At 72.9% G+C, this 13,259-nt stretch carries 11 protein-coding genes; 7 read left to right on the top strand and 4 right to left on the bottom strand.

Features of this window, described 5'->3' with window-relative positions:
• The first annotated feature begins 7 nt into the window (after positions 1-7).
• From ACIBFB_RS17790 to ACIBFB_RS17770, 5 genes are all read left to right on the top strand, one after another.
• A complete protein-coding gene (locus tag ACIBFB_RS17790; protein WP_397231366.1) occupies positions 8-895 on the top strand; it encodes an ATP-binding cassette domain-containing protein in 888 nt (295 codons plus the stop codon).
• 115 nt (positions 896-1,010) lie between these two features.
• Entirely contained in the window at positions 1,011-2,018 is a 1,008-nt protein-coding gene (locus ACIBFB_RS17785) for a Gfo/Idh/MocA family protein (RefSeq protein ID WP_397231364.1), read from the top strand.
• Between the two features lie 16 nt (positions 2,019-2,034).
• Positions 2,035-2,901 (top strand): sugar phosphate isomerase/epimerase family protein, encoded by an 867-nt coding sequence (locus ACIBFB_RS17780; protein ID WP_397231362.1) that lies wholly within the window; start codon positions 2,035-2,037, stop codon positions 2,899-2,901.
• Positions 2,902-3,143: 242 nt separating this feature from the next.
• Entirely contained in the window at positions 3,144-3,644 is a 501-nt protein-coding gene (locus tag ACIBFB_RS17775) for a hypothetical protein (RefSeq protein ID WP_397231360.1), read from the top strand.
• 14 nt (positions 3,645-3,658) lie between these two features.
• Complete coding sequence (locus ACIBFB_RS17770; protein WP_397231358.1) at positions 3,659-4,141, top strand: hypothetical protein; 483 nt, start codon at positions 3,659-3,661, stop codon at positions 4,139-4,141.
• A 53-nt stretch (positions 4,142-4,194) separates the two neighbouring features.
• Here ACIBFB_RS17770 and ACIBFB_RS17765 read toward each other — a convergent pair whose 3' ends face one another.
• On the bottom strand, positions 4,195-6,747 hold the full coding sequence (locus ACIBFB_RS17765) for a M48 family metalloprotease (protein ID WP_397231356.1): 2,553 nt from the start codon (positions 6,745-6,747) through the stop codon (positions 4,195-4,197).
• Positions 6,728-7,237: a hypothetical protein gene (locus tag ACIBFB_RS17760; RefSeq protein WP_397231354.1), complete on the bottom strand. Its 510-nt coding sequence runs from the start codon at positions 7,235-7,237 to the stop codon at positions 6,728-6,730. Before ACIBFB_RS17760 ends, ACIBFB_RS17765 begins: the two co-directional genes overlap by 20 nt.
• 423 nt (positions 7,238-7,660) lie before the next feature.
• Between ACIBFB_RS17760 and ACIBFB_RS17755 the strand changes: the two genes are divergently transcribed.
• Positions 7,661-8,434, top strand: coding sequence for an SDR family NAD(P)-dependent oxidoreductase (locus tag ACIBFB_RS17755; protein ID WP_397231352.1), 774 nt, complete (start codon positions 7,661-7,663; stop codon positions 8,432-8,434).
• Between the two features lie 10 nt (positions 8,435-8,444).
• Complete coding sequence (locus ACIBFB_RS17750) at positions 8,445-9,209, top strand: crotonase/enoyl-CoA hydratase family protein (RefSeq protein WP_397231350.1); 765 nt, start codon at positions 8,445-8,447, stop codon at positions 9,207-9,209.
• A gap of 76 nt (positions 9,210-9,285) precedes the next feature.
• Here ACIBFB_RS17750 and ACIBFB_RS17745 read toward each other — a convergent pair whose 3' ends face one another.
• Positions 9,286-10,713 carry a DUF418 domain-containing protein gene (locus tag ACIBFB_RS17745; RefSeq protein ID WP_397231348.1) on the bottom strand — a complete coding sequence of 476 codons (1,428 nt, stop codon included), beginning with the start codon at positions 10,711-10,713 and terminating at the stop codon, positions 9,286-9,288.
• Between the two features lie 118 nt (positions 10,714-10,831).
• Complete coding sequence (locus tag ACIBFB_RS17740) at positions 10,832-12,967, bottom strand: acyltransferase family protein (RefSeq protein WP_397231346.1); 2,136 nt, start codon at positions 12,965-12,967, stop codon at positions 10,832-10,834.
• Positions 12,968-13,259 lie beyond the last annotated feature (292 nt).

Genomic DNA, 13,259 nt, shown 5'->3' with positions numbered 1-13,259 from the left:
GAGCACCATGACTGAAGCGGGCACCAGGTCGAGGGGGGCCGAGGGCGCCTCGCCGGAGAACGCGCCGCTGCTCGAACTGCGCGACGTCGGCAAGGCCTTCGGCAACATCAGGGCGCTGACCGGGATCAGCCTGAAGGTCGACGCCGGCGAGGTCACCTGCATCCTCGGCGACAACGGCGCGGGCAAGTCCACACTGATCAAGATCATCGCCGGGCTGTACAAGCCGACGACGGGCGACTATCTGGTCGATGGCGAACCGGTGAACTTCGCGTCGCCGCGGCAGGCCCTCGACCGGGGCATCGCCACCGTCTACCAGGACCTGGCGATGGTCTCCCTGATGCCGGTGTGGCGCAACTTCTTCCTCGGTTCCGAGCTGCGCAGGGGCTTCGGCCCCTTCCGGATGCTCGACGTCGCCCGGATGCGCCGCATCGCGGACGAGGAACTGAGGAAGATGGGCATCGACCTGCCCGACATCGACGCGCCCGTCGGCAACCTGTCGGGTGGTCAGCGCCAGGTCGTGGCCATCGCGCGGGCGGTGTACTTCGGCGCCCGCGTGCTGATCCTGGACGAGCCGACCGCGGCGCTCGGCGTCAAGCAGTCGGGCGTGGTCCTGAAATACGTCAGCGCGGCCCGTGAGGCCGGGCTCGGCGTCATCTTCATCACGCACAACCCGCACCACGCGTACATGGTCGGCGACCACTTCGTGGTGATCAAGCTCGGCGAGACCGAGCTCGACCGGCCCCGTTCCGAGCTCACTCTCGACGATCTCACCCACCACATGGCGGGCGGCGCCGAGTTGGACGCGCTCCAGCACGAGCTGGAACGGGGTGGATCTCCGCAGGTCGATCCGCTGCACGACGCGGCGGGCGAGGGCCCGGACGTCCAGCAGCTGTGACTCCGGCCGGCCGCGGCCTCTGGTCGGCCCGGGCTTCGGCCCCGGTCGGCCGGGGACTCCGACCGGAACGGACGGGTGGCGACACCCGCGCAACAGTCAAGGAAGGTAAGAGACGATGACCGTCAAGGTAGGAGTGATCGGCACCGGCTGGATCGGCGCCGAGCACATCCGCAGGATCACCGCCTCGGTGGGCGGTGCCGAGGTCGTGGCGGCGACCGACATCGACGCCGACCGCGCCGCCAGGGCGGTCGAGGGCACCGGCGCGCGGGTGCTGGCCACGGGTACGGACGTGGTCACGGACCCGGAGGTCGACGCGGTCGTGGTCACCTCCTGGGGACCGGCGCACGCCGAGTCGGTCCTGGAGGCCGTCGCCGAGGGCAAGCCGGTCTTCTGCGAGAAGCCGCTGGCCACCACCGCCGAGGACGCCCAGCGCATCCTCGACGCCGAGGCCGCGCACGGTTCCCGCCTGGTGCAGGTCGGGTTCATGCGCCGCTTCGACACCGGGTACCGGGAGATGAAGGAGGCCATCACGGCGGGCGCGATCGGCACACCGCTCCTCGCGCACTGCGTGCACCGCAACCCCACCGTGCCCGAGGCCTACCACTCCGAGATGGCCTCCCAGGACACCGCCGTCCACGAGGTGGACGTGATGCGGTGGCTGCTGGACGACGAGATCTCCTCCGTCCAGGTGATCGTCCCGCGCTCGACCACGAAGAGGTTCGAGCACCTGCGCGACCCGCAGATGCTCCTCTTCGAGATGGCCAGCGGAGCCCGGGTGGACCTGGAGGTGTTCGTCAACTGCCAGTACGGCTACGAGATCGGCTGCGAGGTCGTGGGGGAGGAGGGCACGGTCCGGCTTCCGGAGCCTCCTGGCGCGGTCGTGCGCTCGGCCGCCCGCCAGAGCACGCCCGTCCTCCAGGACTGGGTGAAGCGGTTCGCCGCCGCCTTCGACGCCGAGTTCCAGGCGTGGGTGGACGAGGTGGCGGCCGGTACCCCGACCACCGGGCCGAACGCCTGGGACGGCTACGCGGCGGCGGTCGTCACCGACGCGCTGGTGCGGTCGCTGCACGGCGGCGGGGTCGTCGAGACCGGAATCAAGGAACGTCCGGCGTTCTACGCCTGAGAGGGAGGCAGGAGATATGAAGATTGCCCTTGACCCGTACATGTTCCGAGGTCTCCCGGTGGCCGAGATGGTGCGGACCGTGGCGGACCTCGGGTACGAGTACATCGAGCTGTCGCCCCGGGCGGAGTTCATGCCGTTCTTCCTCCACCCCCGGGCCGACGACGCCCGTGTGGCGGAGCTGAGGAGCGCGCTGCGGGAGACCGGAGTGAAGCTCTCCTCGATCCTGCCGCTGTACAAGTGGTCCAGCCCCGTCGAGCAGGAGCGCCAGGACGCCGTCCGCTACTGGAGGCGGATGATCGAGGTCGCCGTCGAACTCGACGTGAACCTGATGAACTCCGAGTTCAACGGCCGCCCGGAGAGGGCGGCCGAGAGCGAGGGAGCGTTCTGGCGGTCGATGGAGGAGCTGCTGCCGGTCTTCGAGCGCGAGGGGATCGCCCTCAACCTGGAGGCGCACCCGGACGACTTCTGCGAGGAGAACACACCGGCGGTGGACCTGGTCCGGGCGATCAACCGGCCCTGGGTGAACTACCTGTACTGCGCGCCGCACACGTTCCACCTGTCGGGACAGGAGCCGGGCGCGGACATCCGCCGGATGATGGAGTACGCGGGGGACAAGCTCCAGCACGTGCACATCGCCGACTCGTTCGACCACAAGGGCTCGTCCGGGCTGCGGTACATCCTCAACCCGCCGGGCACGCCCGCCCGGATCCACCAGCACCTGGACATCGGCCAGGGTGAGGTGGACTGGGACGAGTTCTTCGGCACACTGCGGGACCTGGACTTCGACGGTGTGGCCACGGTGTGCGTGTTCGCGTGGGAGGAGAGGGCGCGCGAGTCCTCGGAGTTCATGCTCAAGAGGGTCACCCAGGAGCTCGCCTCCTGACCAGGGCGCCGGGGCGTCACGTCGGTCAGTCACAGAGGGCGGCCGAGGGGCCGGACGCCTCGGTGGGGCGCCGCACGCGATCGTGTGCGGCGCCCTTTTCGGGTTTCCGCGCGCGGCGCGGGTTCCTTCCGGGTAACGTGCGAGCTCACACCACGCTTATGTAAGGTAGCTCGGACTTTCGTGGGCTCCGCGCCCCGCGGGGCCGAGCCCTCCCCCCGTCCCCAAGAGAGCCACCGCACGCGATGACCCGCACATCTCATCCGACGGGCCTCCGGCGCAGTGAGGCCCGCCGCCTCGAACGTCGCCGCCAACGTCTCCTCCAGGCCGCGATCGCCTGTTCCATGGGCGTCCTCGTCATGTCGGGAGTCCTCGTCTTCGTCCTGGTGTCCCAGCGTCCCGGCGAGCCCGGCGAGGATGATCGCCAGCGCATGGGGCAGGCCCAGGAGCTGCCCTCAGACGACCCCGCCGACCCGGACGACCCCGCCTCCACCTCCGGCCCCGCGCCCACCGCCTCGGCCTCGCCCTCGGACGATGAGACGGACGAGGAGACCGAGGAGGAACCGTCGCCGTCGGCGTCCCCGGAGGAGTCCCCGTCCGAACGTCCGTCCGAGCCGTCCGAGGAGGAGCCGGAACCGGAGCCCGAACCGGAGCCCGAACCCGAACCGGAGCCCGAACCGGAGCCCGAGCCGGATCCCACGGACGAGCCCACGGAGGAGGACCCCGTCCCCTGGTGGCCCTGGTAGCGCGAGGAGAAGCCATGACCCGCATCGGTATCACCGGGCACTCGAACCTCGCCCCGGCCAGCGTGCCGCTCGTCCGAGCCGCCCTGGCGGGGGCGGTCGCCCCGTACGTGAACGGTGAGCTGACGGGGGTGTCGTGCCTGGCGCGCGGGGCCGACCAGCTCTTCGCGGAGGTCGTGCTCGACGCGGGCGGTCGGCTGGAGGTGGTCCTGCCCTCGGTGGACTACCGGGAGGCCAAGGTCGGGCCGGACGACCTGGAGCGGTTCGACGGCCTGCTCATGCGGTCGGCGTCGGTCAGGTACATGCCGTTCCGCAGCGCCGGCGAGGAGGCCTACGCCGCCGCCAACGCGGTGGTGCTGGGCGGCGTCGACCGGCTGTGCGCGGTCTGGGACGGTCGGCCGGCGGGCGGCAGGGGCGGTACGGGCGACGCCGTCGCGGCCGCCCGGAGGCGGGGGGTCCCGGTCGACGTCCTCTGGCCGGAGGGCGCCCGCAGGGAGTGAGAGCGGCGGATCCGCCCCGCTCCCCGTTCCGCCCTCGCTCGGCCGACCCACGGTCAGTCGGCCGCGCAGTAGGAGCGCGCCGCGCCGAAGAGCCTGGCGCTGGGGGTGCCGGACTCGTCCAGCGCGGCCCGGCCGAAGGCGGCCAGCACGGGATCGCGACTCGATGCCAGGGCGACGACCCCGGCCTCGACGCCGTCGGTGATCAGGCCCGACGGGGAATCGTCCACCCGCAGGTCCACGGCGGTCGAGGTCTCCGCGCAGGTCTCCTCCCGGCCCAGCGCCGCGGGTTCCACCCGGGCGCGCAGGGACGGGCGGGCTTCGGCCTCGACGCGCGGCGCGTCGTCCTGGACGTGCGAGACGACGATCGAACCGGCCACGACCACGGCGGCCGCGGCCGCCGCCCACACGCCCACTGTGTGCCGCCTCGTCCTCGGCGCCGGGACGAGGGGCGGCCGTCCGGGCGTTCCGGTCGCCGAGCGCAACCGCGAGCCCGTGGCCGCTCCGGCACCGCACAGGAGCAGGAGGACCGGCAGTCCCAGCCGGACGATGATCGGCTCGGCGTACCCGGCGGCGACACCCCGGGCCGTCGCCGCCGGGCAGGTCGGGGGCGCCTCGGTCGCCACGCACGGGATTCCGTGGATCACCGCGGCGAAGACGAGGGGCTCCCACGACGCCAGGGTGAGCACGGCGACGGCGGCGACGCAGGGCCCCGCGCCCCGGAGGCCGTGCCCCCCGGACCACGCGCCCAGGGCGACGCTCACGACCACGGCGGCCAGCAGGACCGTGAACAGGACGGAGACCAGGGTGAGGTCTCCGGCGGAGGGGCTCACGGCAGCCGCGGCCAGGAGCAGGGCCGCGTACACGCCCGCCAGGGCGCACCCGGCCACGACGGGCGTGAGGGGGCGCCGGGCGATCGCGTTCACGCGTGATCCGAGGACCAGACCGCTGAACGCGAACACCGTCGCGCAGGCGACGGCCGCGGCGAACCGCCAGTCCGCCGAGAACGCGGTGACCGGGGCGCCCAGCAGGCCGACCCACCCTCCGCCGGCCTCGGCCCCGAGCACCCCGTGCACGTGGATCCATGTCCCGAACCCGCAGCCGAACACGGCCGCGCCGCAGGCCATGCCCACGAAGCACACCGCTCGCCCGCGTCCGGCGTCGGGCAGCCACGCTCCCGCGCACAGGGCCGCCCACCGCAGGAACAGCAGACACGCCCCCCACAGCACGAGGACCGACACCGCGGCCGACACGGGGGCGGCGACGAGGAGCGCGGGCCACCAGGTTCCGGGCTGGAAGGGCGGGAGCAGACCGAGGAGGATTCCCGTGGACAGGGCCGTGGCCGCCGTCCGCCATCGGTGGGCGCCCTCCGGGTACGCGTGGACCGCGTTCCACACGATCGCCGTGACGAGCGCGCCCACGGGCACGGCCACGAGCGCGGCCGTGTCGAGGGTCCCACTCGGTCCATGGGCCCGGCCCAGTCCGCCGGCGGTGCTCAGATGCAGGTGGGCGGCGCCCAGTGCCATGCCCGCGATGGCCAGGTCCACTCGGCTGACGGCGCTGAGGCGCCGGGGTTCGTCGAGCACGTCCAACCTGGAGCGGTGGGAGGGGTGGTACCCGTGTCGCGCCCGCCACCACCGCCGCGGCCGGGAGCCACGCCGCGGTCGCCGCGGCCGTGCCAGGAGTTGGCGCAGAACGGCCCCGACCCGGTCGGCCTCCGCCGCCCGCACGTCGGCGTAGTGCTCGCGGGTGCGCAGGACCCTGGCCCGGGCCGTCCGCAGCAGGACGAGGACGGCGGCCGTGAGGAGCGACGCGGGCAGCGCGCTGTGGACGAGGAGGAACGGATCGCCGAGGACCAGGAGGGCGTACACGGCGGCGTACACGTAGAGCGCCAGCGGGCCGGAGACGAGGAGGACGAACGCCCACCACGCGGACATCGCCAGGTACGTGATGTCGACGTCCCGGTTGCGCAGGTGGGCCGCCTCGTGTCGGATCACCGCCACGGCCCGTGCGTCGAGCGCGCCGTCCCCGCGCGGGACGAGCAGGGACGTGTCGACGGCGACGCGGTACCGCCCGAACGCCCCGAACACCCGCGCCCCGCCCGCGGTTCCCGGGGTGGCGAGCAGCGAGACCCGCCCGCCGGCACCGTCCAGGGCGGCGTCCACCTCCCGGCGGGCCGCGCGCGCCCCGTCGTCCTCGGGGAGCCGGACCGGGCGCAGCCGCCACTGGAGGAAGACCGGGTACAGAGCGTGGACGACGATCGTCAGGCACGCCCACGCGGGACCGGGAGCGACCATCCACAGCAGGACCCGACGGTCCGAGGCCGCGACGCACTCGGCGAACGCGTCGAGGAGGGCGTGGTCGGCGAGGCGGGCGGCGTCGGCGCGGGCCCCGTCGGCACAGGCCTCCCGGGCGGCGGTGCCCACGCTGTCCGCGCCGAGGAGGGGCGGGACCGGCGTGAACCAGAACGCGACGTACATGGCGCCCGCCCCGGCGACCAGGATGATCAGGAAGAACCGGATGCTGGTCGCGCTGGGCAGCAGGAACGGGTCGTGGCGTCGGGGGGTGCCCGGAGCGGTGTCCGTCCCGTCAGGAAGGGGTGCCCGCACCGTCGCCGCCGTCGGGTCGGTCCCGGGAGAGGAGCTCGGCGACGATCGCCTGAGCCAACCGCTCGGCCTGTTCCGGCGGCAGACCGGCGCTGAGCGCGTGCTCGTGGACCGACGCGAGGACGGCGGGCGCCTCCCCCGGCGTCAGCGCGCGCAGGGCGGTGCCGGGTTCGATCCCGGGGCGGCGCCCGAACCGCGGCAGGCCCGCCGCCCACCGCCAGGCCCGCCGCCACCAGGGGCGGACGGTGTCGGTGAGCGATTCGACCGCCAGGTCGTGCAGCACCGTGAGCACGATTCCGGTGACGACGCCGATGACGACGTCGCCGAAACCCAGAGGATTGTCCTCGGTGCGGCCGGCCCTTCCGCGCGCGAAATACTCGTCGCGCACACGCGGGTAGAAGGCGGTCTCATTCGGGGCGATCCGGGCGATCACCGACCTGGCCGCATCGTCGACGGTGAAGGGTCGTCCCGGGGGAGCGGGGATTTCGGGCACAGGGTCTGTCCTCTCGACCTGTGTTCGAATTCGGATGCTCCAGGCTATGCCCTGATTCCCGGTTCCGCCAGCGGGCGGGGAGGTCGGCCGTATTCTTGGGTGGATATGTCCTGAGCTGGAATGGTGACAAATCTGGTGGCATTGTGGAAAACCGCTGAAAACGGAGAATGCGCGACGTCGACGCAATGTCAGGCGCCGGGGTCGGCGGCGTCGTCCCCTTCGGGCACGGTACGCAGAAACGGCCCCCTCGGGCCGTGCGGTCCTCAGGTATGTCCCGTAGGCCCCGGCGTCCCTCGTCTCACCCGCGCCTGGCTCGGCCGACACCGCCGTGGTCCGGTCCCGGCGTGCCCCGCGGAGTCCGACCCGGCGAATAACCGAACCTGGTTCTAGTGCGTGGGTCACATCGTCTGTAGAGTGCGCCCCATGGATCTGAACGGAATCTCCGCCCTCGTCTCGGGCGGCGCCAGCGGCCTCGGCGAGGCCACCGCCAAGGAACTCGCGAGCGCCGGTGCGACCGTCGTCATCGCCGACCTCAACGCCGAGCGCGGCGAGGCCATCGCCAAGGAGATCGGCGGTGTCTTCGTCAGGACCGACGTCTCCCAGGAGGACCAGGTCAAGGCCGCCGTGCAGGCCGCCGTCGACACCGGGAAGCCCTTCCGCGCCGCCGTCTCCTGCGCCGGGATCGCCTGGGCGAACCGCACCGTGGACCGGCACGGCACGCCGCACGACCTGGACAGCTACCAGAAGGTCATCCAGGTCAACCTCATCGGCACGTTCAACGTGCTGCGCCTGTCGGCCGCCGCGATCGGCCGGACCGAGCCGGTCAACGAGGACGGTGAGCGCGGCTCCATCGTCAACACCGCGTCCCTGGCGGGCATCGAGGGCCAGATCGGCCAGATCGCCTACTCGTCGTCCAAGGGCGGCGTCATCGGCATGACCCTGCCCGCCGCCCGCGACCTCGCGGCCGTCGGGATCACGGTCAACACGATCGCCCCGGGCATCCTGGAGACCCCCATCTACGGGGACGGTGAGGGCGCCGAGGAGTTCAAGGAGCGCCTCGCCGCGCCCGTGCCCTTCCCGAAGCGCCTGGGCACCGCCGCCGAGTTCGGGAGGCTCGCCCGGGCCCTCCTGGAGATCAGCTACGTCAACGGCGAGGTCGTCCGCATCGACGGCGCCCTGCGCATGCCGCCGAAGTAGGGGGGTTCCCGTGTCCGACGAGGTGCTCTATTCCACCGAGGACGGCATCGCCGTCATCACCATCAACCGGCCCGAGGCCAAGAACGCGGTCAACGCGGCCGTGGCCAACCGGATCGCCGAGGCGCTCGACGACCTGGACGCGCGCAAGGACCTGAGCGTCGGCATCATCACCGGCGCGGGCGGCACCTTCTGCGCCGGGATGGACCTCAAGGCGTTCATGAGGGGCGAGGTTCCACTCGTCGAGGGGCGCGGGTTCGGCGGCTTCGCCGAGCGCGGTCCCAAGAAGCCCCTCATCGCGGCCGTGGAGGGGTTCGCCCTGGCGGGCGGCTTCGAGGCGGTGCTCGCCTGCGACCTGGTGGTCGCCGCCGAGGACGCCCGGTTCGGCATCCCCGAGGTCAAGCGCGGCCTCGTCGCGGGCGCGGGCGGCCTGCTCCGCCTGCACCGCCGGATCCCGCGCAACATCGCGATGGAGATGGCCCTGACCGGCGACTTCGTCGATGCCGTGCGCCTGGCCGAGTTCGGTCTGGTCAACAAGGTCACGACCAGGGGCGGAGCGCTGGCGGGCGCCCGCGATCTGGCCGCCCGCATCACGCCGAACGGGCCGCTCGCCCTGAAGGTCTCCAAGGAGGTCGTGCAGGCCTCCGACGACTGGTCCGCCGAGGAGATGTGGGACAGGCAGAACGAGCTGGTGGGCCCCGTGTTCGTCAGCCAGGACGCGATGGAGGGCGCGGCGGCCTTCGCCGAGAAGCGCGCCCCCGTGTGGAAGGGCGAGTAGCCTCCCGGACCGCCCCTGACGGCCGCCCGCCCCGTCACGGGGCGGGCGGCCGTTCCCGGACGGGGTCGTCCGGCGCTCAGCGGTCCCCCGACGGCGCGTCGCCCCCGGGCCCACCGTCAGGCCCGGACGGATTGCCGACACCGTGCGACGCCGCCGCCCGGGTGCGGATCAGCCGTCGGGACACGGTGTTCGCGGTCCAGGTCAGCGGGCGTTCCATCGGTCCGGCGCCGAGGAAGCGCCGCCACAGGGGCGCACCCACGAGCGCGACGAGGAAGAAGATCTCCACGGTGTAGGTCGCCAGGAACTCGGCCCACTCCGCCTCGGACGGCACGTGGAACAGCGCCCACAGCCCGATCCCGTGGGCGGTGTAGAGCGTGAGCGTCATCGCGCCCGCCGCGGCCAGGGGGTACACGAGCACCCGGGCGCGGTCGGCGACCAGGAGACACAGACCGAGCACCGCCACTGCCACGCCGGTGTTCCCGACGACCTCCAGCGTCGTGTTGCTGTGCGAGTAGGAGGCGAACAGCTCCGAGTACAGGTAGTCGCCCCCGGGCAGGACACCCGAGAACGGGTGGACGAGGAGCCAGGAGGTTCCGTACCCGGCGACCGCCGTGGCGACGCCGCCCCCGAGGAGCCACAGCCGTGTCCGGAGCGCCCGCAGATCGAGACGGCCGACCACCATCCCGGCGATCACGTAGGCCATGAACACGACGGCCGGGTAGATCCCGAGGACCAGCAGGTCGAGGGGCGTCTCCAGGAGACTGACATCGAACAGCGGCATGCCGGCGGGCTCCTCCTCCCACGTCGCCTCCTGTTCCGCGACCCACGCGGGGTCGTCCCACTTCTCCTCGCCCATGGAGTCCCACTCGGCGTCCGACGCGACCTCCCACTCGGTCGCCGTGCCCGAGGAGTAGCCGCCCTCGTTCCACGGGAGGTACTCCGACACGTAGGGGTACAGGGCCACCTGCGGACCGATCAGCAGGACCGCCGCGCCGACCACCAGCAGGTGACGGATCCGCAGCCACAGCAGCGGGATCGCCAGGAGGAAGAAGAGCCCGTAGAAGTGCAGGATCACCGCGAGCGAGCCGAGCGTCGCCAGCGCGTACCCGAGGGCGATGAGCAGGATCGCGCGGACCGCCACCTTCACCCGGACACGGTTGCGGTCCTCCCGCCTCCCGGGACGGGTCCGACCGGCGACCAGGACCAGGGAGAGCCCCGCGAGGAAGGAGAACAGCGCGGCCGAGCGGCCGCTGACCGCCGTGCCGACCCACGAGACGACGATCCCGCCGAACCCCTCCGTCGCGTAGTCGACGTAGGCGGCCGGATCCGTGCCGTCCGCCGCCGGCGCCAGGAACGCCGTCAACGGCACCCCCATGTGCGCGATGAACACGCCCAGGATCGCCAGTCCCCGGGCGACGTCCACGCCCGCCACCCGTGGCCTGCGACCGGACGCCCGCGCCCGCTCCGGCTCCCTCGACGTGTCCACCGCGTCGGTGACCGCCATGCGCATCCTCGTGTCCTCTCCGTGGACCGGTTCCGGTCCGGCGGGGTGATGAACGCGGGCACGACGCGGATCGGTTCACTCCGGGCGGCGGGGGAGGTCCCCGGGCGGGACCGAGGGGCTACGGGCCCGTCGACTCCCCGTACAGCACCGCCGCCGACTCCACCAGGCTCGCGTCCGCCTCGGGCGCCCCGGGCAGCGCGTCGAGCAGGTCCGGCTCCAGCACGGTCGCCATCGAGCGCGAGAACGCGAAGGACATGTGGTTCGAGTCGTAGTACGCCAACTGGTTCCCGATGACCCCCGGGCAGACGCCGTCCGAACACAGGTACTCGGTCATGTCCACGAAGGCCGTGTTGCCCGGGACGTCCTCCAGGGCGTTCGCCGGGGAGGTGCGGGCCATCGAGTAGGACTGCCGTTCCGCGCACGCCGCGGCGTCGTCCCCGTGCCGGTCCACGCACTCGGGCACGTCGAACCCGAACCGCGGCGTGTCGCGCACGGCCACCACGGCGATCCCCAGCGCGTCGAGCTCACGCCACCGCTCGACGTACCCGTCCGGCACGTGCTCCGGCCGGTCGGACCCGACCCGCGTGCGCGTGCCCGTGGTGAACACCGCGTCGGGCCGCAGCCCGCGCAGCTCGGCCATCACCTGGTCGTTCCACGCGTCGCACTCCCCGAACGCCTCGCCGCGGTAGGTGTGGTCGGCCGCGCTGAACTGGCAGGCGTTCTTCGTCATCACGACCAGGCGCCACCCGTGGCGGTCGGCCAGTGTGTCGAGCGCCTGGTACCAGTGCCGGGCGTGCGAGCTTCCGATGAGCGCGACCGTGAACCCGGCCCCGGGGTCACCGGCCTCGCACCGGACGAGTTCGGTGTCGTCGATCAGCGCGTTGCACGCCCGGGTCTGGTCGATCGTGTCCTGGGCGACCGTGGTCGTGTCGGGGTACACGGGCAGGTCGGGCAGGCCCTCGGCCAGTGCCGGGCTCAGGTGCACGCCCGCGCCCGGGTAGGCGGTGGGGTCGGCGGCCAGCTCCAACCGCGTCTGTTGGTCGCGCTGGATCGCGTGGCCCCACACCAGTCCGCCGAGCAGGACGGGCACGACGAACAGGACCCCGGCGGCCAGTGACCACGACGGCGCCGTCCGCGTCCCGGTCAGCCGCGCGAGACCGCCGTCGACCACCCGGCTCGTGGCGAGCGCGGCGGCGAAGGACAGGCCCAGCACGAGGAACCCGCCGCCGAGCGTGGGCCGCTCGGCGCCGGTGACCTCCAGGTGGAAGACGAGGATCGGCCAGTGCCAGAGGAACAGCGGATAGGCGTGCCGGCCCAGCCAGGGGAGCGGCCCCCAGCCGAGCAGCCGGGTGGCGGACAGGCGTCCGGCGGTCGTCCCGGCGCCGGCGACGATGACCAAGACCGCGGCGAGTGTCGGCCACAGCGACGCGAACCCCGGGTAGGGCAGCCGGTCGCCGACGACGACACCGCACAGGACCAGGGCCGTCAGGCCGGTCCACCCGGCGGCGCCTCGGACCCGGCCGGGCAGGCGCAGGCGCGGCAGGACCAGCGCGAGCAGACCGCCCAGGGCCAGCTCCCACAGGCGGGCCCCCGTGTCGAAGTAGGCCCAGACGGGCTCGTGCGCCGTGATCCACAGCGAGTACCCGAACGACGCGGCGCACACGGCGGACAGCGCGGCGACCGCACCCGTGCGCACCCGCGCGCCCAGCGCCGCCGCGCCCAGCCCGGCCACGGCGAGCAGCAGCGGCCACAGCAGGTAGAACTGCCCCTGCACCCCCAGCGACCAGAAGTGCTGGACCGGGCTGGCGGCGGCGTTCTCCGCCATGTAGTCCACCGAGCCGAGCGCGAGGCGCCAGTTCCCGTGGTAGAGCGCGGCGGCCTGGACGTCGTCGATGATCCCGGTCCACCGGGAGCGGGGCAGGAGCAGGTAGGCGCCGACCAGGACCGTGCCCAGGACGACCGCGCCCGCCGGGAAGAGGCGTGTGACGAGCTTGGCCCAGAACGCGCCGAACGCGATCCGGCCGTCGCGCTCCAGCGCGCGCACCAAGGACCCCGTGATGAGGAAGCCGGTGAGGACGAGGAAGACGTCGACGCCGCCGGAGACCGTGCCGAACCAGATGTGGTAGACGGCGATCAGCAGGGCGGCGACGGCGCGCAGCCCCTCGATGTCGGAGCGCCTGCGGCGGGCGGCGGACGCGGTGGTGGGAGGGACGCGAACCGCGTCGGTGGCGCGGTTCGGGGCGGGTTCGGACACGAGTCAGCCTCAGGTCGGGCGAAGGCGGAGGCAGGGGCGCGGCGGAGGCCCCGAGGTGGGGGGCCTGGCGCGGCGTCGGGGCCTGGGCGACGGTTGGCCGGAGCTGCCCTGCCGGTCCAGTATCAGCGTCCCCCGGCACCGAACCCGGGGAAGCGCGGGTCATGTTGTCGAGTCGAGATGAAATCTGTGTGCACGCGTAGCCACGGGGGGGAGAATCGGGTGTTTCGCGTCACAAGGGCTTCCGAGGTTGGCATCAGGCGTGGAGAGATGGGACACATTCGGACGTTCCTCG

It is taken from the genome of Nocardiopsis sp. NPDC050513 (assembly GCF_044457925.1).
Lineage (GTDB): Bacteria > Actinomycetota > Actinomycetes > Streptosporangiales > Streptosporangiaceae > Nocardiopsis.
The sequence above is the reverse complement of the archived record's forward strand: the minus strand, read 5'-3'. Positions and strand labels throughout refer to the sequence as shown.